This is a genomic window from Cupriavidus sp. 10L43_2, from assembly GCF_056395265.1.
The window spans coordinates 108,720-129,194 of the sequence record NZ_JBFTJE010000003.1 but is presented as its reverse complement, the minus strand read 5'-3'; the positions used below and the strand labels follow the sequence as shown (position 1 = coordinate 129,194).

At 67.3% G+C, this 20,475-nt stretch carries 15 protein-coding genes; 10 read left to right on the top strand and 5 right to left on the bottom strand.

Features of this window, described 5'->3' with window-relative positions; translation table 11 throughout:
- Positions 1-73: 73 nt before the first annotated feature.
- The 4 genes from AC1DEL_RS05350 to AC1DEL_RS05335 all read right to left on the bottom strand — a co-directional run bounded on the left by AC1DEL_RS05350 (position 74) and on the right by AC1DEL_RS05335 (position 3,787).
- On the bottom strand, positions 74-1,996 hold the full coding sequence (locus AC1DEL_RS05350; protein ID WP_092290300.1) for a DEAD/DEAH box helicase: 1,923 nt from the start codon (positions 1,994-1,996) through the stop codon (positions 74-76).
- Between the two features lie 845 nt (positions 1,997-2,841).
- Entirely contained in the window at positions 2,842-3,069 is a 228-nt protein-coding gene (locus AC1DEL_RS05345) for a hypothetical protein (protein WP_255370669.1), read from the bottom strand.
- 136 nt (positions 3,070-3,205) lie between these two features.
- Complete coding sequence (locus AC1DEL_RS05340) at positions 3,206-3,478, bottom strand: hypothetical protein (RefSeq protein ID WP_092290299.1); 273 nt, start codon at positions 3,476-3,478, stop codon at positions 3,206-3,208.
- Between the two features lie 30 nt (positions 3,479-3,508).
- Entirely contained in the window at positions 3,509-3,787 is a 279-nt protein-coding gene (locus AC1DEL_RS05335; protein WP_092290298.1) for a hypothetical protein, read from the bottom strand.
- A 370-nt stretch (positions 3,788-4,157) separates the two neighbouring features.
- Between AC1DEL_RS05335 and AC1DEL_RS05330 the strand changes: the two genes are divergently transcribed.
- Positions 4,158-6,311 (top strand): serine/threonine protein kinase, encoded by a 2,154-nt coding sequence (locus AC1DEL_RS05330; protein WP_477125487.1) that lies wholly within the window; start codon positions 4,158-4,160, stop codon positions 6,309-6,311.
- 26 nt (positions 6,312-6,337) lie between these two features.
- Here the strand turns inward: AC1DEL_RS05330 and AC1DEL_RS05325 are convergent, their stop codons facing one another.
- On the bottom strand, positions 6,338-7,498 hold the full coding sequence (locus AC1DEL_RS05325; RefSeq protein ID WP_454757206.1) for a formylglycine-generating enzyme family protein: 1,161 nt from the start codon (positions 7,496-7,498) through the stop codon (positions 6,338-6,340).
- 376 nt (positions 7,499-7,874) lie between these two features.
- Between AC1DEL_RS05325 and AC1DEL_RS05320 the strand changes: the two genes are divergently transcribed.
- From AC1DEL_RS05320 to AC1DEL_RS05280, 9 genes are all read left to right on the top strand, one after another.
- Positions 7,875-8,315: a DUF4399 domain-containing protein gene (locus AC1DEL_RS05320; RefSeq protein WP_092290294.1), complete on the top strand. Its 441-nt coding sequence runs from the start codon at positions 7,875-7,877 to the stop codon at positions 8,313-8,315.
- 40 nt (positions 8,316-8,355) lie between these two features.
- Positions 8,356-8,874: a DUF4399 domain-containing protein gene (locus AC1DEL_RS05315; protein WP_255370667.1), complete on the top strand. Its 519-nt coding sequence runs from the start codon at positions 8,356-8,358 to the stop codon at positions 8,872-8,874.
- Between the two features lie 303 nt (positions 8,875-9,177).
- The gene (locus AC1DEL_RS05310; protein ID WP_092290290.1) at positions 9,178-9,447 is read left to right on the top strand and encodes a hypothetical protein; all 270 of its coding nucleotides are present in this window, start codon (positions 9,178-9,180) and stop codon (positions 9,445-9,447) included.
- 195 nt (positions 9,448-9,642) lie between these two features.
- On the top strand, positions 9,643-11,115 hold the full coding sequence (locus tag AC1DEL_RS05305) for an efflux transporter outer membrane subunit (protein WP_092290288.1): 1,473 nt from the start codon (positions 9,643-9,645) through the stop codon (positions 11,113-11,115).
- A 198-nt stretch (positions 11,116-11,313) separates the two neighbouring features.
- On the top strand, positions 11,314-13,884 hold the full coding sequence (locus AC1DEL_RS05300) for an FHA domain-containing protein (RefSeq protein WP_454757205.1): 2,571 nt from the start codon (positions 11,314-11,316) through the stop codon (positions 13,882-13,884).
- Positions 13,881-15,263, top strand: a complete 1,383-nt coding sequence (locus AC1DEL_RS05295) for a beta-barrel domain-containing protein (RefSeq protein WP_092290284.1) — start codon at positions 13,881-13,883, stop codon at positions 15,261-15,263. Before AC1DEL_RS05300 ends, AC1DEL_RS05295 begins: the two co-directional genes overlap by 4 nt.
- A 30-nt stretch (positions 15,264-15,293) precedes the next feature.
- Entirely contained in the window at positions 15,294-16,046 is a 753-nt protein-coding gene (locus AC1DEL_RS05290) for a peptidylprolyl isomerase (protein WP_441590562.1), read from the top strand.
- Positions 16,027-19,152 (top strand): peptidase domain-containing ABC transporter, encoded by a 3,126-nt coding sequence (locus AC1DEL_RS05285; RefSeq protein ID WP_255370666.1) that lies wholly within the window; start codon positions 16,027-16,029, stop codon positions 19,150-19,152. Before AC1DEL_RS05290 ends, AC1DEL_RS05285 begins: the two co-directional genes overlap by 20 nt.
- Positions 19,149-20,465 carry a sigma-54 interaction domain-containing protein gene (locus AC1DEL_RS05280; RefSeq protein WP_092290278.1) on the top strand — a complete coding sequence of 439 codons (1,317 nt, stop codon included), beginning with the start codon at positions 19,149-19,151 and terminating at the stop codon, positions 20,463-20,465. The genes AC1DEL_RS05285 and AC1DEL_RS05280 overlap by 4 nt, the downstream gene beginning before the upstream one ends.
- Positions 20,466-20,475 lie beyond the last annotated feature (10 nt).

Below are 20,475 nucleotides of genomic sequence, written 5' to 3'. Positions count from 1 at the left end.
GCAGGCAATAAAAAACGGCACCCGAGGGTGCCGTTCTTCATGGATCGTAGCGACCGGTCACCCGGTCACCCGATCAACGCTCGTAGCGCGAGCGGGTGTTGCCGTTGCGCTGGCCGCCGAAGCCGCCGCGATCGCCGAAGCCGCGGTTGCCGTCGCGCGGAGCGCCGCCTTCACGGTTGCCGCCGAAGCCGCCACGGTTCGCGCCTTCGCGGTTACCGAAACCTTCGCGGTTGCCGAAGCTGCGGTCGCCGAACGAGCGCTCGCCGCCGAAGCTGCGTTGCTGCTCGCCGCCGAACGGACGCTGTTGCGGCTGGCCACGGTCGCCGAAGCCACGGTTGCCGTCGCGCGGTGCCGCCGCAGCGCCTTCACGGTTGCCGAAGCCTTCGCGATTACCAAAGCCTTCACGGTTGCCGAAGCCGCCGCGATCGCCGAAGCCACGGCTTTCGCCGCCGCCGAACTTGCGGTCGCCGAAGCTGCGCTCGCCGCCGGTGCCGCCATTGCCGCGGTAGCCACCGCCGCTACCGCTGTTGCCGCCGCGATAACCGCCGCCGGTGCCACTGTTACCACGGTAGCCGCCGCCGCTGCCGCCCGGCTTGCCGCCGAAGTTCGAACGCGGCTTGGGCTGGCGACGCGGCTCGAGGCCTTCGATCACCGACGCGTCGATGCGGTGGTTGGTGAAGCGCTCGATGCGCTTCCACTGGAACATGTCGCCATGGTTCACGAGGTTGATCGCGATACCCGAGCGGCCGGCACGGCCGGTACGGCCGATACGGTGCACGTAGTCTTCCGCCTGCTTGGGCAGGTCGAAGTTCACCACGTGGGTGATGTCGGGCACGTCGATACCGCGTGCGGCCACATCGGTCGCCACCAGCACGCGGATGTTGCCGCGGCGCAGGGCGGTCAGCGTGCGGTTACGCGCACCCTGGGTCATATCGCCATGCAGGGCGCCGGCCGAGAAACCGGTGTCCGAAAGACGTTCGGCCAGCGAATCGGCATCGCGCTTGGTCGCCGTGAAGACGATGGCTTGCTTGAGCGAGGCGTCGCGCAGCAGGTGATCCAGCAGGCGCTCCTTGTGCGACATGTCGTCGGTGAAGTGCAGGCGCTGCTCGATGTTGCTCTGGTCGGCGCGGACGGCGGCGATCTCGATACGCTGCGGGTCGCGCAGCTGGCGCGAGGCCAGTTGGGCGATGCGGGCGTCGAGCGTGGCCGAGAACATCAGCGTCTGGCGCGTGGACGGCGTGGCCGCGACGATGGCGTCGATGTCATCGGCAAAGCCCATGTCCAGCATGCGGTCGGCTTCGTCGAAGACGAGCATGTCGAGTGCGGACAGGTCGATACGGCCGGCTTCGATGTGATCGAGCAGGCGGCCCGGCGTGGCCACGAGGATGTCAGGCATCTTCGACAGCATGGCCAGCTGCTTCGGGTAGGGCATGCCGCCCAGGATGCTGGCGCAGACGATGCGGCGCAGATGGCGGCCGTACTTGGCGGCAGCCTCGGTCACCTGCAGGGCCAGTTCGCGCGTCGGCGTGAGCACCAGCAGCGACGGCTGGGCCGGCGACGGACGGGGGCGCTTGCCCTTCATGCGCTTGACGGGTTCGTCGCTGCGCGGACGATTCGGGGCCGCCTTCTCGCTGATGCGCTGGATGGCGGGCAGCATGAACGCGGCGGTCTTGCCCGAGCCGGTCTGGCTCGAGACCAGCAGGTCACGGCCGGCCAGGAACTGGGGAATGGCCTGGGCCTGCACCGGCGTCGGCGTGAGGTAGTTCAGTTCGGAGAGGGCGCGCAGGATGGCTTCGTCCAGACCGAGCTTGGCAAAGCCGTTTTCGGCGATGTCGACGGGTTGGGCTGCCTGGGCGGGTGCTGCGGACGCTTCGGGCGCGTCACCGGCGGTCAGCATGGCGTCGAGCTTGTCGAGCGGGCTGATGTCGGCGGGCGTGGCGGATGCGTCGGTGGCGGAGGCAAAAGATTGCTCCGCACGGAAATCGTGCTGGGTCATGTCGTGCTTATTAAATATGCATGGCACCCCCGCGGTCATGCGCAAAGGGGTGGGCGCAGTGCAAAGTCTTAAAAAAGGCTTCGGCGCCAATCGGTAGGCCGTTCGACAGACTCAGCTGGCAACACGGCGGCAGGCAGGGTGGGCGGCTGGTTTTTTAAATAAACCGGCTACTAATCCCTGGCAGGCAAACAGCGCAGGCAAACAGGCTGTTCATCAGGATCGGAGACGAGGCGACGTCTGGTGAGCGGTGCGTTCTGGCCAACACCTGTCACGGAACATCTGGAGGACAGAGGCGGGGTGCAGAGCTTGGGAGGTAGCGGGTACGCCATGGCAGGATTGCCGGGCGCTTTGCGGAACTCACAGTGCGAAACTCACGGCGCGCAGTATAGCAGAACAATTAAATTTTTGTTGCAGTGCGAAACGTAACGAGATGTGTCGCGCACATCTGGATCACGGCAATCATCCGGCGCCACTTGCGAATGCGTCTCGCTTGAAAGCGGGGGCGTCCTGCCTATACTCAGAGCGCGAGCAATCCATGCCCGCATGGGGCGGACACCCATCGTTCCCGATGATTCGCCTTCGGCAAGGTTAGCTTGCCGCGCGCCCCCGGCATTGCGGTCATTGATGCCACTGCCAGGTTTTCTTCGACTATCCGGGTGGTCCGGATGGACGTCCGCGTCATGGGCGGAACCATGGGAAAACATGCTTGGCACAGGAATGACCGGAATTCGCCGGCGACGTTGACCCAGGTGGTCCGGGCCCGTCCGCAACCAAAGCCCGCCAGTTGTCTGGCGGGCTTTTCTTTGCAGCGACTGCCTTGCTTTGTCTGCCGGGGCGTATCGCGCCTATTTGCGCGACAGCTTCCCGGTCACCCGTTCCTGCCCTGCATGCTGTCCGGACGCTTCGGGCTGGCCCGGGAAGCCTTCCGGATACTGGATCAGGCGCGCCTGCGCACGTCGGTGGGCCTGCCAGTGGCGGCCGCCTCCGGTGCGGGCACCGCCCGTGATGGCGGTCATGGCCTCGCGGTCGAGGTCCATGTTCTCCGTCAAATCCTTGATGACGATTACTGCCATGGCGTTCTCCAGCTTTTGGGCCTGGCCATGGCCGGTCTGTTTGGGGCCGGCCGGGCGGCGCCGGGGCAGGCGCGGGCCCGATTCAGTATAGGCCAGCGGTGCCGCCGTGGCGGCACCGCCACTGGAGGGTGGCCGGTCAGGCCGCCGCCCAGTTGCCGCCCCACTGCGACGGGTTGACGCCGAGCTTGATGTTGCCCAGGTCCACGCCGACCAGCGTGTTGTTGTTGAACGCAGCCACGTTCACCTGCTGCAGCTGCTGCACGCTTTGGTTGATGTTGATGTTGACGTTGGCCAGCGGGCCCATGTTGCCGGCCTTGGCGAGCCAGCTATTGCCGCCACGGATGGCGCACAGGGACTTGCGGTCGAGTTCCTTGCTGGCGGCAAGGTCGCGCACGATGATCGAAGACATGATGGACTCCTTGATCCGGGACCGTTGGGCTCAGACCGGGCCGTACACGTTGTTGCTGGCCGTCTGCGAGGTCGTCACGGTGTTCTTCATGTGGTCCTGGAAGGCCGAGCCGTTGCCGAACGCGCTCGTCACGCTTTGCATTTGCTGGTTTTGCTGGTTGATCTCGGTGTGCTTGTCGATGGACAGCTTGAACGGGCTGTAGACCGAGGTGTAGGGGGCGAAGAGGCCGAGGCCGCCGGATACGGCGCTCATCTTCTTGGCGTCGAGGGTTGCGGTCGAGGACAGGTCTTGGATGGTCAGCGTGGTCATTTCAGTTCTCCTAGAGAGGAAGGGTGAAGCTTGGTGGTTGGTTGAGCATCGGGTTGGTGTCGCGCTCGGTTGTCATATCGCAGCAAGCGTGCCAGCGCAGGCCCGGCACATCGAAAAAAGTTGGAAAACCGCGTGGGATAAGGCGTTGCGGGGAGGTCGGGGCTGGCACGGTGCCGGCGCGCGGTGCCGCTGGCAGGGGAGAGTGGTGGATTGCCGCCAACAGATCGGCCGTGCCTGTCGGGGCGGGGCCAACGACCCGGGCAGTACCGGGTTTGCGGTTGGACAGAGTGCGCACTAGTATCCATCGTGGGCGATGGTTCGTGACGTAGCGGCATCGCCGGTCCGCAACCACTCGTCGGGATCGCATTTGATGTCTAGCCTGACCGACCTGATACGCAACTTCCAGCGCGGTGGCCTCTCGCGTGACGAGTTCCTTGCGTCAGTCGACCTGGCCCTCCAGGACGACCAGACACAGCCGACCCAGCTCGCCCGCGTGCTCAGTGAAGAACACACGCGCGCGCCGCTGCCGCCTGGCGTCTATGCCGAGGTGATGCGCCGCATCGAGTCGCGCGTGGCCACGCAGTTCGACCCGATCGGGGACGCCATGCGTGAGCCGCTGGGCGAGGAAACCCGCATGGCGCCCGATCCGCTGGACCGCAGCGCGCCGCCATCGCCATCGTCCTCGTCTTCGCCCACGTCGCCTTCCGCCTCCTCCCATCCCTCCGCGGGCCACAGCGGCAACACCGGCAGCACGGGCAACACCGGTGGCTATGTCACCGCCGGGGCCAGCAAGGGCGTTGGCGATACCCTCAACGGCCGCTTCGTGCTCGAGGAATGCCTGGGCATCGGCGGCATGGGCACGGTCTACAAGGCGCTCGACCTGCGCAAGCTCGAGGCATCCGACCGCAAGCCCTATATCGCCATCAAGGTGCTGAACCTCCAGTTCAGCGGGCACCCCAAGTCCCTGATGGCGCTGCAGCGGGAGGCGCGCAAGGCGCAGACGCTGGCGCACCGGAATATCGTCACCGTCTACGACTTCGACCGCGATGGCCCGACAGTCTTCCTGACCATGGAATATCTGTCCGGGAAGTCCCTCAACCGCGTGCTGCGCGCGCCGGATTTCGCCGGCCTGCCGTACGCCAAGGCGCTGCCGATCATCGTCGGCATGGGCCGGGCGCTGGCCTATGCACACGAGCGCGGCTTCGTGCATTGCGATTTCAAGCCGGCCAATGTGTTCCTGACCGATCGTGGCGAGGTCAAGGTGATCGATTTCGGCATCGCGCGCGGCTTCCAGCAGCCGACCGATGACGCGGACCAGACCGTGTTCGATCCCGGCTCGCTGGGCGGCATGACGCCGGCCTACGCCAGCCCGGAGATGTTCGAGCACCGCGAGCCCGATCCGCGTGACGATATCTACGCGCTGGGTTGCGTGACCTATGAGCTGCTGACCGGCAAGCATCCGTACGAGCGGATGTCGGCCAACCAGGCGCGCGCCTCGCACATGAAGCCGACGCCGCCGAAGGTGCTCAGCCGCAACCAGTGGAAGACGCTGCGCCAGGCGCTCTCGCTGGACCGGGCCACGCGCACGCCCACCGTGAAGCGCTTCCTGGAAGGGCTGGGCGCCGAGCCGGCGCGGCCGACGTCGAGCGTGCCGATGGCGATAGGCGGCGTGCTGGCGGGCGCCGCGTTCGTGGCGGGACTGGGCTACTACGTGTGGCGCATGGGGGCCCAACCGAAGGAACCGACGGAAGCCACCCAGGCCAGCACGACCGAGCCGGCCGCTGTCGAGCCGCCGAAAGCCGAGCCGCCGAAAACCGCTGCACCCCCGAAAGCTGCGGAGCAACCGCCAAAAGCCCCCGAACCCAAGCTCACGCTGCAGGCCGTCACCCCCGTGCTGGCAGCCGCGCCTTGCTCGCTGCTCACGGCTGCCGTCGATGGCGGCACGCTGCGTGTGGAGGGCTACGTCGCGGATACGGCCACGCGCAAGCTGCGCGACCAGTTGAACGCCATCCCCGGTGTGAAATCCCTGAAATTCGATGCCCAGCCGCTTGCCGCCGACAAGTGCGATGTGGTGCGCCTGGTGGCGCCGTACTGGTCCGGGCACAAGCCCGGCGGTGCTGTGGTGCGCACCCGGGGCAGCGACAAGCTGACCGAGGGCACGCCGCTGATCATGGACCTGAACACGCCGGGGCAGGAGACCTATGTCTACGTCGATTACTTCGTCGTCGATGGCAAGGTGGCTCACCTTGTGCCCAGCAAGCGTATTCCGGGGCACCAGGCGCCGGCCAGTTATAGCGCCACGATCGGGGAGGCGGGGGAGTGGGTGGTCTCGCGGCCATTCGGCACGGAACTGGTGGTGCTGCTGACCACCCCGGCGCCGCTGTTCGACTCGCGCCGGCCCGAGTTCGAGACCCGGCAGGAATACCTGCGGGCGCTCGACAAGCCGCTCGCGCAGATGGCCGGCAAGTACGGCCGGGACCGCATCAGCGCGGACCTCGTGCAGATTTCGACCAGCGCCCGCTAGCCCGCTAGCCCGCTACTTCAAGTCTGCTACTTCATGTCCCGCGCCACGCGGAAGCCGTTCTGCGACTGGCGCACGCTGGTGCTGTACTTGAAGCGCGTGGAAGACACCATATAGGTCGCCCCCTCCCGCCAGGAGCCACCGCGGATCACGCGCGCGGTGCAGGCCGCCTCGTCCCAGGCGCGGCCATCGACCGGTGCGTTCTTGTACGAACTGTGCCAGCAATCGCCCACCCATTCCCAGACGCTGCCGTTCATGTCATGCAGGCCGTACGGATTGGCCGCGAACGAGCCGACGTTGGCCGGCGCGGCATCGCTCCACGGCTCGCCGCAGTCCTTGCAGTTGGCGTTGCCCTTGCGCATCTGGTCGCCCCACCAGTAGGCGGAGCTGGTGCCGCCGCGCGCTGCGTACTCCCATTCGGCTTCGGTGGGCAGGCGATAGGTCTTGCCGGTAGTCTTCGTGAGCCAGGCGAGGTACTGCTGGGTGTCATCCCAGCTGACGTCGCGCACCGGGGCGGCCTTCGCCTCGGCAGGATTGGTGGCGATGCGCGGGCAGCCGTTGGCATCGGCACAGGCATTCCATTGCTCGACGGTCACCTCGAACTTGCCGATGGCGAACGGCTGGCTGATGGTCACGCGGTGCGGCGGACGCTCGGCGGGGTCGCTGGTGCTGCTGCCCATCGTGAAGCCGCCCGGGCTGACGCTGACGAGTACCGGGCAGGCCGGGCAGTCACGGATCTCGCCGCCCTTGGCTTCGGCCTGCTTGGCCGGCGCGGTGGCGGGGGCGCCTTCCTTGCCTTCGTTCGCATAGGTCACGGTGCCCTGCGCGATGGGCCCGCCGCTGCGCGAGCGCGGCTGGTTGGCGGTGGGTGGCGTGGCGGGCGGTGTGGCGGGTGTGGCCGGGGCGCGTGCGGCAGGCGGCGGGGCGGGTGTCGGCGCCGGGGTGGGCGTCGGGGCCGGCTTGGCTTCCACCTTCGGCTCGGGCTTGGCGGGCTGGGCGGGAGACGTGGCCTTGATGCGCTCGATGCGAGACTTGGCGAGCGCCGCGAATCGCCCGTTCGGGTATTGCTTCAGATACGCCTCGTAGTCGCTCGCGTAGTTACTGTTCTTGATGGAGTCCCAGAACGACAGTTCGTACTGCTCGTCACTGTTCTTCGGCAGGATGCCGGCGCTGGCCGACGTGGCGAACATCGTACCCGCCACACCAAGGGCGCCACAGAACGCGCCGCCCCCGAGCAAAGCACTGCCAATCCATGACACGACAAGAGTTTTCCGCCACATATTCAGGCCCCGTGGGTGCTGCGCAGCGCGCGGTGTGGAGTTGCCGTGACGCAATCCGGCTCGTTTCAAGATAGCACAGCAGGTGTGGCGTGAAAGGTCGCCGCGCCGTGCCAGGCCGCCCGGTTAGCTTCCGTTCGCTTTTTCCGATCTTCCGACCTACGCTTGAGGACACATCGCCGAGCGCACTGCCGCCACAACACTAATCAAGATCCGCTGCCCGCTCGCCTCGCCGGTGTCCCCGCGCGGGCACCGTGTGAAGCGGACAGATCTCCGGGAGGAGCCGCGTATGTCCAGACGATCCCCGCTCCGCGTGCTCGCGGCCGCCGTGCTTGCCACGGGACTGGCTGCCTACGCCACCCTTGCCACGCCGCTGACCCCCGCCCCGAAGAACGCCGAGACGTACATCATCTGGCCCGGCGACGGCGCCGTCATCGACGGCGGCAAGCTCTGGGTCCGCATGGGCCTGAAGGGTATGGGCGTCTGTCCGAAGGGTGTCGAGCGCCCCAACTGCGGCCACCATCACCTGCTGATCGACGCCGAATTGCCGCCGATGGACAAGGAAATTCCCAACGACCGCAACCACCTGCATTTCGGCGCGGGCGAGACCGACGCGCGCATCGAACTGCCGCCAGGCAAGCACACGCTGCAGCTGCTGCTGGGCGACAGCAAGCACGTGCCGTTCGATCCGCCGATTTATTCGAAGAAGATCACGATCACCGTGCGGTGAGCGCACATTCGCGATGATCGCCGCGCAGGGGAGGGAAGCCATGACGAAGCCAGTCGCCGCAGTGATCGTTCTTGCCGCCGGCTGTCTGTGGGCAGGCAGTGCCATGGCCGCCGATGCCTCGGCGCCCGCCGGCTCGGCCGGCCATGCCGCGCATGGCGGCACGGCGGCATCGGCCGCGGGGGCCACCCCGGCCAGCGGCCCCACGCCGGCGCCGAAGAACGCCTATCTCTATATCGGCTATCCGAACAACAACCAGACCCTGCCAGCCGGAAAGCCGGTCAAGGTCTGGTTCGGGCTGCGCAACATGGGCGTGGCGCCCAAGGACGTCAAGTTCCCGAACACCGGCCACCACCATCTATTGATCGATGTGGACCTGCCGCCGATGGACAAGGAGATTCCGAACGACCGCAACCACCTGCACTTCGGCGCGGGCGAGACCGAGACCACGGTGGAGCTGGCGCCGGGCAAGCACACGCTGCAACTGCTGATGGGCGACGAGAAGCACATCCCGACCAGTCCGCCGGTGTACTCGAAGAAGATCACGATCTATGTGAAGTAGGCGGGCGGAACGCCTGCTCCACGGGGCGCGCAGCGATGCGCGCCTTTTTTTCGTCCGCGATGTTGGCGCCAGCCAGACAGCTGGCCCGCATCCGTTGTGCCGCCACCAACAGGCCGGGGCCCCGCCACCCCCCATGCCGTGTGACGCGCTCATCCGCAAAGCCTTGACCCGCCGGCGCTGGCGGGTTTTTTTCGGTCTTCTGGCACGGGCTGGCACGCTTGCTGCGATATGACAACCGAGCGCGACACCAACCCGATGCTCAACCCAACCAAGCCTTACCTCTTCCTCTCTAGGAGAATTGAAATGACCACGCTGACCATCCAAGACCTGTCCTCGACCGAAACCCTTGACGCCAAGAAGATGAGCGCCGTATCTGGCGGCCTCGGCCTCTTCGCCCCCTACACCTCGATCTATCACCCGGTGAAGATCGACTTCGACAAGACCACGACGATCAACCAGAGCAACCAGCAAATGCAGGAAGTCAACAACCTGTTCGGCAACGGCTCGGCCTTCCAGGAGCACCTGAAGAACACGGTGACGACCTCGCAGACCGCCTCGAACAACGTGTTCTGATTTATCGCCGGTTCAGATCGGCAGGGCACCGCGAACGACGGTGCCCCAAGCCGCACGGGGAGCATTGCGCCGGGGACCCCTCCGTCCCGGCGCTTTTTTTTCGCCCCGCACACATGTCGAGGTTGGAGCTGGCTCCGCTTCGCACCACAATACAGTCGAGCGCCACGGCAGGCAGCACGAGTCCGACGGCGTTCCATGCAGGAAGTCATCGTGTTCGCTTTCGCCCCGGCCCCCGCACTGGCCAAACCTGTCGCCGCCGCGCTCTGCGCGCTGCTGATGGCGGGTTGCGCCGATTTTCGCCCCCCCGAGTACAAGCGCCCGGAAACGCCGGCCAAGGCGGACTGGTCGCGCACGGAGTCGATCACGGTATCGCCGGCCGAGACCATCGTGCCGAACTGGTGGCAAGGCTTCGGCGACCCCTATCTCGATGAACTGGTGGCCAAGGCGCTGGCCGGCAACTACGACATCCGCGTGCTGGCCGCACGTATCCGCGTGGCGAGCGCGCAGATTGGCGAAGCCCGTGCCGGCGCGCTGCCCGTGTTCGATATCGGCGCCGGCGCGAGTTTCGACAAGACCACCGGCCAGGCCATGACGCGCACCTTCAACCTGGGCGCCACGGTCAACTGGGACATCGATATCTGGGGCAAGGTGGAAAAGGGCGTGCAGGCCCAGACCGCCGAGTACCGCGCCTCCGAGGCGGACTGGCGCGCAGGCTACCTGGCGCTGGTGTCCGATGTGTCGATCACGTACTTCACGCTGCTCCAGCTCGACGAGCAGATCGCCCAGCAGCGGCTCACCGTGTCGCGCAACAACGACATCCTGACCACCTACAAGGCGATGCTCGCCAACGGGCTGCTGCCGCAGATCCGCGTGATGCAGCAGCAGGCGGAAATCAACCGTCTCAACAAGGATTTGATCGAGCTGCGCCGCTCGCGCGACGTGGCCGAGAACGCACTGGGCACGCTGGTCGGCGTGCCCGCCGGCGACTTCAAGGTGCCGGCCGGCCGATTGCAGGATCGGGTCAAGCTGCCCGTCGTGCCGGCCGGGCTGCCGTCGCAGTTGCTGGCACGCCGCCCGGACATCGTCGCCGCCGAGTACCGCGTGCTGTCCGCGTACAACGTCGTCGGCCAGGCCCGGCTCGCCCAGCTGCCCAGCATCAGCCTCACGGCGCGCGGCGGCACGGCCAGTTTCGCGCTGTCCGACCTGCTCAAGTCCTTCACTTTCGGCTTCATGCCGAGCATCAACCTGCCGATGCTCGACCCCAACGTGCGCGCCCGCGTGAAGACCACTGAAGCCAATATCGGCGTGGTGGAGAACGAGTACGGCCGCACGGTCATGACGGCGTTCGAGGAAGTGGAGAGTGCGCTGGTCAATGTGGATGCCCACAAGCGGCAGCGCATCGAACTCCAGCAGCAGGTGGATCAGCTGCGCGTGGTCTCCACCCAGATCGAGGCACAGGCCAAGGAAGGGATTGCGTCACAGCTGGAGGTCTTCGAGACCGAGCGTTCGCTGCTCCAGGCGCAACTGGCGTTGTTGGGGGCGCACCAACAAATCCTGGCCGATACCGTCACGCTGTACAAGGCACTCGGTGGCGGCTGGCCGAGCACCACCGTCAGCAATGCCGCGCCATCCAACGGTGCGAATACGACAGCGAACGTAGCGCCTTAGCCGCACGCGCGCACAAAGCGTTTCAACCTTGAAACCCGCCTGCCGCGTGCGTTCGCGCAACGCTGCACCGCAGCGGATTGACTCCCGAAAAGCGTGGCCTACTATGTTCATACGCGTGACCTCCCGTACCCCCATGGCCGGCCCATCCGGCCATGCGCGGCACAGCGCCACCGGCCCGACTGTTGGTTCCGTTGAAACATGACGCGCGACGATGCCCTGATCATGGAAATGCCGGTGAGAACGGGGCAGGCGTTCGACGTCCTGCTGATGCCTGTGTCCCGGCCCGAACTCGGCGAGATCCGGATCGGGGAGGATTTGTTCGCCATCGGCCGCGGCGAGGCGCCGTTCGTCGCCTATCCGGCGGAGACGGTCTCGGTACTTTCGCGCCGCCATGCGCGCATCTTTGCCGAGGACGGCGCGGTCTACGTGGCGGACCTCGGCAGCAAGAACGGCACGCGCGTGAATGGCGATGCGGTGGTCAAGCAGCCGGCACTGCTGCGCGATGGCGACGAGGTGAGCTTTGGCGCGGCGCTGTCGTACCGCGTGCGCGTCTATCCCCGCCCGCCGACCCCGGAGCCGCCGCGCCTGGCAGTCACGCTCGCGCCGATCCGGCCGGAAATCGGCCTGCAGCCGGTGGTCGTCGCGGGTTTCCCGTTCCTGGTCAGCAAGGCCGATGACACGTTTGCACGCTATCGCGACGACTATCCGCATCAGGTCAACTACCTCTCGCGCCGCCACGCGCACCTGTTCCTGAAGGCGGGGTCGCCGTGGCTGGAGGACCTGGGCAGCACCAACGGCACCTTCGTCAACGGCGTGCGGCTCGAGGACCAGGCTGTGCGGCTGGAGCCCGGCGATGTGATTGCATTCGGCGGCAGCCACTTCGTCTACCGCGTGGACATCGAGCGCGAGGACGATGCCGACGCCACGGCCACGCGCACCGTGGTGTACGAGGCGCCGCCGCCTGCCCTGGAGGCCGCTGCCGCTCCCGCCGCCGTTGACCCGCTGGGCGTCGACCCCGACAAGACCACCTTCGTCGGCGCCGCTGATTCCTTCCTCGACATCTTCTGCGTCGACTACGCCGCCGCGCAGGAGGACGAGGTGAACCCGGAGCCGATGCCAGACGGCGGGCACGCCCCGGCCCACAAGCCGGCGCCGCGCGGCAAGGTGGCCATGCTGCTGGCCGAGGCGGCGCGCACCTTCGGCATCGATGACCGGCGCAAGCAGGCGCGCGTGGCACGCTGGGGCGCGGTGGCGCTGCTGCTGGCGGCCATCGGCGGCGGCTACCTGTACTGGCGCGGCGCGCCGGACCGCTCGCTGACCGCGCTGATGGATAAGGGCGAGTACGCCCGCGCCGCCGCGCTGGCGGACGATTACCTGACGCGGCAACCGGACAACTCCCAATATCAGGCGACGGGGACCGAGGCGCTGATGCGTGCCTGGGTGCCGCCGTGGACCGCCCGGGTGCGCGCAAAGGACTTCAGCGGCGCCGATGCCGTGCTGGCCGAGATGCGCACCCACAGCCGCCATAACGCCGATGGCCGCGCGCTCATCGACGAACTGGAGTGGGTCACCAGCGTGGCGCGGCTGATGGCGGCACGCGGCGGCCCCGACGCCCCGATCCGCATGTATGCCGACGAAGCGCGCATCCGCGCGCTGGTCGCCCGCTGGGGTACCGACACGGTGGCGCACCAGCGCGCGCTGGGCCGCATCGCCAACCAGGTGCCGGTGTTCCGCGACGCCTATGCGGAGGGCCTGAGCAACCTGCGCAGGCTCCAGAACGAGGACTCGGTGTATCTGACTGCCATCGATCGTCTCAATGCCGCCATCGCCACCGAACTGGCCCGCGAGCAACCCGAGGCACTGCAGGCGATGCTGGCCGACTACAAGGACAAGTACCCGCGCCTGGCCGGGCTGGACAGCGTGGAGAGCGACCTGAAGCAGTACACGGCGCTGATCGAGGCGCTGCGCCAGCGCGCCACGGGGCCGCTCGTCGCCCAGATGCGGCAGGTCAGCTTCGCCACGCCGCCGTTCAAGACGCAGTACGAGACGCTGCGCGCGGAGAAGCTGCCACCGGCCGATGTGCAGCGCCAGTACGCGCTGGCCGACGATGCCTGGCGGCGCGGCGACAGCGCGGCGGCCATCGACGCCCTGCGCCAGATTAACAGCGGACCGTGGGCGGCCGATGTGGCGAAGGACGTGGCGCACAAGCAGCAGGTGGCCGCGCAGTTCGCCAAGGTGAAGGAGGGCCGGGCGGGCAGCAGCGGCTATGAGGACGCCTTGCTGGCCTTCTACGCCGCGCTCGACCCGGATGCCGATGCGTATTACGTGAAGGCCATCGACGCCGACGTCAACACCATCCGCGAGGCCGCGCTGCGCCGCGCCAACCAGCTGCTGAACCGCGCCGCCACGCAGTGGCGCCAGTACCGCAACAACGGGCTGATCGCGGGCGAACAGCGGCTGGAGGCCGGTATCTCGCCGAAGTTCCGCGCGCAGGCCCGCCTGCTGGCCGAGGCGCAGGGCGATGCCCGCCAGGGCTTGCGCATCTACACCCAGCTCAAGGCCGGCGACATGGCCGAGTGGACCAAGGTGCGCGACGAGATCCAGGCCGAGGTGGACCTCCAGCGGCGCTCGCTCAACGACCTGCGCATGGTGCTGGACCCGGCCGTGCTGCGCGCCAAGCTAGAACTGGTGGGCGAGGGCAGCAAGGAGGCCGCGTCGGCCGGTGCCAGCGCCCCCGCCAGCACCACCGCATCCGGAGGCGCGCGATGAGCGAGGATCCCCGCGACAACAAGCTGCGCCCGCTCAACGAGGCGCTCGAGGACCACAGCGCCGAAGGCATCGCCATCCTGAGTTCGGAGCCGTGGCGGCTGTCGATGCTGACCGTGGTCATCACCGGCGCGCTGGTGATCTGCGCGCTGATCTGGTCGTTTTTCGGTCATGCCGATGTCATCGTGACGGCCCACGGCACGCTGGCGCCGGAGTCGGAAGTCCGCCGCTTCTACGCCCCCGTCGATGGCGAGCTGGCCGACCTCTACGTGGCCGAAGGCCAGCCGGTGTCGAAAGATGACGTGCTGGCGCGGCTCAACGCGCGCGGCGCGATCGAGGCGGCGGCCAGTGCGCTGGAGGCGCAGCTCAAGCTGGAGGACTCCGAGCGCGAATGGAAGCAGTTTCCCGAGCGCAAGGTGCTGATGGAGCGCCGCGCGCAGGCGCTCAAGCAGCAGATCGAGCTGGGCACGCGCCAGCACGAGAACCGCATGGCCGAGGGCACGACGCGGCTGGCCGAGCAGCAGCGCGCGCAGTTGCAGGAGGCGCGCAGCAATCTCGAAAACGCCCGCCGGGCGCGCGACTTCGCCCGGCAGGAGCAGGACCGCTACGCGCGCCTGTTCGCGCTGCCGGCTGGCGGCGGCGTGTCGCAGTCGCAGGTGGAAGGCAAGCGCGCCATCACCCAGGATGCCGAGAACAACCTGCGCGTGGCGCAGTCGCGGCTGAGCGAGCTGGACGCGCGGCTGTCGCAGCAATACACGCAGGCCAGCGCGCAGTTGGAGGGCAGCGGGCAGGAGCTGGCGAACCTGCGTATCCAGTACGACGCGGCGATGCGCGAGATCAGCAACACCGAGGACAAGCTGCGCCTGCAGGTGCAGACTGCCCGCCTGGTGGCCGAGGCCGCCGCGCGCATCAAGTTCGAGAACATCGACAAGGACAACTTCCTGCTGATCGTGGCGCCGGTGTCGGGCGTGATTACCGACGTCACCTCCACCCAGCGCGGCGACAAGGTGCAGGCCAACGCGCCGCTCGGCGGCATCGCCCCGAAGGATGCCCGGCCGATGCTGCGCATCGAGATTGCCGAGCGCGACCGCGCCTTCCTGCGCGAGGGCCTGCCGGTCAAGCTCAAGTTCAACGCGTTTCCGTATCAGCGCTATGGGCTGATCGCGGGGACGCTGGAGTACATCTCGCCGGCCACCAAGCCGTCGGGGCCGGACAAGCAGCCCGTGTACGAGGGGCGTGTGCGGCTGGCGCAGGACTACTACGCCGTGGCCAGCAGCCGCTACCCGCTGCGCTACGGCATGACCGCCACGGCCGAGATCGTGGTGCGCGAGCGCCGCCTGATCGACCTCGGGCTAGACCCGTTCCGGCAGGTGGCGGGCTGAACAGATTCCAGCAAGAAAAAGGAGAGGGCGATGACAGCCATCGTGCGGATCGACGAGGAAGTGATCGGCGTCGACGAATTCGTGAGGGTACTCAAGCTGACCGGCCAGTTCGAGGGGCTGGTGGAACAGCTCGTGCGTGACAAGCTGACCGCCCACGCGGCGCGGCGGCACGGCATCAAGCTGGCGCCGGAGGAGATCCAGGAGCGCGCCGACCAGTTCCGCCGCGTGCAGGGGCTGCATCGGGCGGCGGACATGAACCACTACCTCGACGCGCTCGGCATCACGCTGGACGAGTTCGAGGCGTTCATCACCGACAGCCTCTACCAGGAGAAGATGCTGGCCGAGGTCTGCAACGACGCGGCCATGGAGACCTACTTCCAGCTCAACTCGCCGAAGTTCGACAGCATCGAGGTCAGCCATATCGTGGTGGATACCGAAGGCAAGGCGCGCGAGCTGGTCTCCTACCTCCAGGACGACCCGGACAGCTTCAGCGAGATGGCGCGCGAGCACTCGATCGCCGACACCCGTGAGCAGGGCGGCGACATCGGCAAGGTGCTGCGCGGCTCGCTCAAGAGCGACATCGAGGCCAAGGTGTTCAACGCCGAGCCGGGCGCCCTGCTGGGGCCGTTCCCGGCGGCGGACCGCTCGTTCTTCGAGGTGTTCCTGGTGCGGGCCAAGCATCCGGCGCGGCTCGATGCCGACGTGGCCGTGGAAGTGCGCCGGCTGCTGCGCGAGGAATGGCTGATGGCCAGGGCTCAGGAACATGTCATCCAAGCCCGCTAGCGATGCCGCCGCCGAGGCGCCCCCGCCAGGGGCCGCCCCTACGTTGGCCGCCCCTACGTTGGGCGCCCCTACGTTGGCCGATTTCCTGGCCACGGTGGAGATCCTCTCGCCGCTCTCGCGCGAGGAACTCGAACGGCTGGCCGCCAGCGCCCGCACGCTGACCTTCGGCTTCGGCGACACGGTCTGCAACGCGGGCGATCCGGCCGACGGCATCTTCATCGTACGGGCCGGCTCGGTGCGCGTGTTCAACGAGGAGCACGGCAAGGAAATCAGCATGGGCGTGCGCAAGGCCGGCGAGGTCTTCGCCGACATCGCCCTGCTGCGCGACTATCGGCACGAGTCGTCGGTGCGGGCGTCGGGCAAGACCGAGCTGATCACGATTCCGCGCAGCGTGTCGGAGCCGGTGGTGGGCGGCAACCCGGCCGCGCTGGCCTTCATCACCAGCTACGTGGCGATCAGTTCGGCCGGCGGCTTCGTCGCACGGCTGTTCGATCTGCGCGGCAAGCTGGACAAGAGCGAACTGGAGGACGCGGTGCGCAGCGTGGGCGTGAAGCGCGTGGCGGCCGGCAAGCCCATCCTCCAGCAGGACGGCCGCGACGACCGCCGCCTCTACGTGGTGCGGCAGGGCACGGTGCGGATCGTGCGCGAGGAGGACGGCGATACCTTCCCGCTCGCCACGCTCGGCCAGGGCGAGATCTTCGGCGAACGGGCCTGCGTGATGCGGCAGGAGCAGATCGCCTCGGCCATCGCCGAAACCGACACGCGGCTGCTGGTGATTCCCGAGAAGACGGTCCAGTTGATCCTGGAACGCAACGTGCGGCTGCGCGAGGTGCTGGAGGAACGCATCCGCGCCGTGGACCGCGAACTGCATCGCCAGAAGAAGCTGGCCGAGCGGCGCAAGCGGCCGGTGCTGCTCGATCTCCACTCCAAGCCGGAGTTCGGCGAGCGGGTCATCCGCCGTTTCGCGATGGTGGAGCAGGCCGAGGAGATGGATTGCGGCGCGGCGTGCCTGGCGATGATCTGCCGGCACCACGGCATTCCGATGACGCTGGGCAAGCTGCGCGAGCTGGCCAACGTAACCACGTCCGGCGCCACGCTGGACAGCCTGGCGCGCGCCGGCGAGTCGCTGGGCTTTACCACGCGCGGCGTGCAATGCACGCGCGACGCGCTGCTCGGCTTCGAACTGCCGTTCATCGTGCACTGGGAGGGCTACCACTACGTGGTGGTGTACGGCATCTCGGCGCGCCATGTCTGGGTGGCCGATCCGGCCATCGGCTTCCGCAAGATGAGCACGGAGGAGTTCGAGCGCGGCTGGAGCGGTACCTGCCTGCTGTTCACGGCCGGCGAGACCATGACCGAGCTGGCCGTGGCGCGCTCGCCGTGGCTGCGCTTCATCGGCTACCTGTCGCCCTACAAGCGCATCCTCGCGCACCTGTTCCTGGCGACCTTCGTGATCCAGATGCTCGGGGTGGTGCCGCCGCTGATCATCCAGAACATCCTCGACGGCGTGGTGGTGCACCAGAACGTCGGCCTGCTCCACCTGCTGATCCTGGGGCTGGTGATCTCCAACATCTTCACCCAGTTGATGGCAACCGTCCGCGCGTACCTGGCCAATTTCATGGTGCGCAACATGGACTTCGCGATGATGTCGCACTTCTTCAAGCACACGCTGTCGCTGCCGCTGTCGTTCTTTGCCAAGCGCAAGACCGGCGACATCTTCGCGCGCTTCCAGGAGAACCAGACGATCCGGGCCTTCCTGACCGAGTCCACGGTGACCACGGCGCTGAACCTGCTGATGGTGTTCATCTACTTCACCATCATGTTCTTCTACAACGTCAAGCTGACGCTGCTGCTGATCGCCTTCATCATCCCGATTGCCGCCCTGACCGTCATCGTCACGCCGAAGGTGAAGACCTACGCGCGCGACGTGTTTTCGGCCTCGACTGACGCCAAGTCCTACCTGATGGAGACGCTGGGCGGCGCGGAGACGGTGAAGGGCATGGGCATCGAGCGGCCCGTGCGGCTGCGCTGGGAGCGCAAGTACGCCAAGGCGCTGGAGAAGCAGTACCAGGCCCAGTCCTTCCACATCCTGGTCGGGCTGGTCAGCCAGGTCCTGAACGCGGCCACGACCATCGCGGTGCTGTGGGTGGGCGCCACGCTGGTGCTGGAGCGCGAGCTGACCATCGGCCAGCTGATCGCCTTCAACGCCTTCATGGGCAGCGTGCTGGCCCCGGTGATGGGGCTGGTGGCGCTGTGGAGCCAGTTGAACGACGCCGGTGTGGCGATGGAGCGCCTCGGCGACGTGCTCGACCTCGAACCCGAGCAGAAGCCTCAGGACGTCCTCTCGCGCGTGATGCTGCCGGACCTCCAGGGCGAGATCCGCTTCGAGGGCGTGTACTTCCGCTATGGCGGCGAGGACACCCCCTACGTGCTCGAAAACATCAGCTTCCACATGCGGCCGGGCGAGATGGTGGCCATCGTGGGCCGCAGCGGCTCCGGCAAGACCACGCTGGCCAAGATGCTGGTGGGCTTCTACAAGCCGAGCGAGGGGTCGATGTCGGTGGATGGCTACGACCTCAATGTGATCGACGCCGGCTTCTATCGCGCCCAGGTGGGCTATGTGATGCAGACCAACCTGCTGTTCTCGGGCACGATTGCCGAGAACATTGCCTGCGGCGACGACAGCCCGGACCGCCGCCGCATCGAGGAAGTCGCCAAGATGGCGGACGCGCACGCCTTCATCTCCAAGCTGCCGCTCGGCTACGAGCAGGTGGTGGGCGAGCGCGGCATCGGCCTGTCGGGCGGGCAGATCCAGCGGCTGTGCATCGCCCGGGCGCTGTACCACGACCCGCGCCTGCTGGTGTTCGACGAAGCCACCTCGGCGCTGGACACGCAATCGGAAAGCAACATCCTCGCCAACATGCAGGAGATCCTGCGCGGGCGCACGGCCGTTATCATCGCGCACCGGCTCAGCACGATCATGCAGGCAGACAAGATCCTCGTGCTGTACGAAGGCGGCATCGTGGAGCAGGGGCGGCACGAGGAACTGCTCGCGCGCCGCGGCATGTACTACCAGTTGGTCCAGAAACAGTTGAGCGCGGCATGAAGCTATTCAACCAGGGCACGCCTGTTACCTCCGCGGTGTCGTTTGCCGGGCTGATCGAGAAGATCGAGATCCTGCGCTCGACGCTGCGCTGGTCGTCGCGGCTTGAGCGGCCCGAGATCGAGAAGCTGCTCAAGCAGGCCACCACGCTGCGCGACGAGGTGATGGGGCTGTCACACAAGGAGCGCTTCGTGGCGGCCGCCTCGGCCGAGCCCGAGGCGGTGACCGAGGTGGAGCCGGTGGACCTGTCCTCGCGCGAGCGGCGCCAGGCGCTGATGGAGCGCAGCTTCATCTTCGAGGGCACCTTCGGCGACAACCCCAAGCTGCTGGAGGCACTGGAGATTGCGGAGAAAGCCTCCCCGACCGACCTCCCGGTGCTGATCGACGGCGAAAGCGGCACCGGCAAGGAGCTGATGGCGAAGGTGATCCACGCCAACGGCTCGCGCACGGACAAACCGTTCATCTCGGTCAACTGCGGGGCGATTCCGGACAGCCTGCTCGAATCGGAACTGTTCGGCCACAAGAAGGGCGCGTTCACGGGCGCCGCCAACGACCGGCGCGGCAAGTTCGAGAGCGCCCACACCGGCACGATCTTTCTCGACGAAATCGGCGAACTGCCTCTGGTCGGGCAGGTCAAGCTGCTGCGCGTGCTGGAGGCGCACGAGATCCAGCGCGTGGGTTCGGACGAGGTGATCTCGGTGGACGCCCGCATCGTGGCGGCCACCAACAAGGATCTACGGCGGATGAGCCAGGAAGGCACCTTCCGCGAAGACCTGTTCTACCGGCTCAGCGTGATTCATGTGACGTTGCCGGCACTGCGTGAGCGGCGCGACGAGATCGCGCTGCTGGTGGCCTATTTTGGCGATGAGTCCGCTGGGCAGCTCAAGCGCCGTCCGGTCAAGCTGACGCCCCGCCTGCGCGACTTCCTGATGCACTACGACTACCCCGGCAATATCCGCGAACTGCGCAACATCATGTACCGGATCTCCTGCCTGGCCGGCGATACGGCCGATCTGGCGCACCTGCCGCAGGACATCCGCCCCCGGCCGGCGGGGCTGTCCGTGGTGGCGGGGGCAGGGAAGGCCGGCGTGGCGGACGTGACCACGGCGACCTCGCTCGCCGAGGCCAAGCGCGCCGCCAGCGACGAGGCCGAGCGGGCCTTCCTCGAACGGGGCCTGCAGGAAGTGGGCGGCACGGTGGCGGAGCTGGCGCGGCGCTTCGAGATGAATCGCTCGCACGTGCAGATGCTGCTCAAGAAGCACGGCATCCATTCGAAGGATTTCCGGGGCAACCGGGCGGCGGAGGGCGGGAAGTAGGGCCCCTCGC

Coding starts and splice junctions, on each gene's coding strand:
- AC1DEL_RS05350 (WP_092290300.1), bottom strand. CDS start 1,996: ATGACCCAGCACGATTTCCGTGCGGAGCAATCTTTTGCCTCCGCCACC.
- AC1DEL_RS05345 (WP_255370669.1), bottom strand. CDS start 3,069: ATGGCAGTAATCGTCATCAAGGATTTGACGGAGAACATGGACCTCGAC.
- AC1DEL_RS05340 (WP_092290299.1), bottom strand. CDS start 3,478: ATGTCTTCGATCATCGTGCGCGACCTTGCCGCCAGCAAGGAACTCGAC.
- AC1DEL_RS05335 (WP_092290298.1), bottom strand. CDS start 3,787: ATGACCACGCTGACCATCCAAGACCTGTCCTCGACCGCAACCCTCGAC.
- AC1DEL_RS05330 (WP_477125487.1), top strand. CDS start 4,158: ATGTCTAGCCTGACCGACCTGATACGCAACTTCCAGCGCGGTGGCCTC.
- AC1DEL_RS05325 (WP_454757206.1), bottom strand. CDS start 7,498: ATGTTCGCCACGTCGGCCAGCGCCGGCATCCTGCCGAAGAACAGTGAC.
- AC1DEL_RS05320 (WP_092290294.1), top strand. CDS start 7,875: ATGTCCAGACGATCCCCGCTCCGCGTGCTCGCGGCCGCCGTGCTTGCC.
- AC1DEL_RS05315 (WP_255370667.1), top strand. CDS start 8,356: ATGACGAAGCCAGTCGCCGCAGTGATCGTTCTTGCCGCCGGCTGTCTG.
- AC1DEL_RS05310 (WP_092290290.1), top strand. CDS start 9,178: ATGACCACGCTGACCATCCAAGACCTGTCCTCGACCGAAACCCTTGAC.
- AC1DEL_RS05305 (WP_092290288.1), top strand. CDS start 9,643: ATGCAGGAAGTCATCGTGTTCGCTTTCGCCCCGGCCCCCGCACTGGCC.
- AC1DEL_RS05300 (WP_454757205.1), top strand. CDS start 11,314: ATGACGCGCGACGATGCCCTGATCATGGAAATGCCGGTGAGAACGGGG.
- AC1DEL_RS05295 (WP_092290284.1), top strand. CDS start 13,881: ATGAGCGAGGATCCCCGCGACAACAAGCTGCGCCCGCTCAACGAGGCG.
- AC1DEL_RS05290 (WP_441590562.1), top strand. CDS start 15,294: ATGACAGCCATCGTGCGGATCGACGAGGAAGTGATCGGCGTCGACGAA.
- AC1DEL_RS05285 (WP_255370666.1), top strand. CDS start 16,027: ATGTCATCCAAGCCCGCTAGCGATGCCGCCGCCGAGGCGCCCCCGCCA.
- AC1DEL_RS05280 (WP_092290278.1), top strand. CDS start 19,149: ATGAAGCTATTCAACCAGGGCACGCCTGTTACCTCCGCGGTGTCGTTT.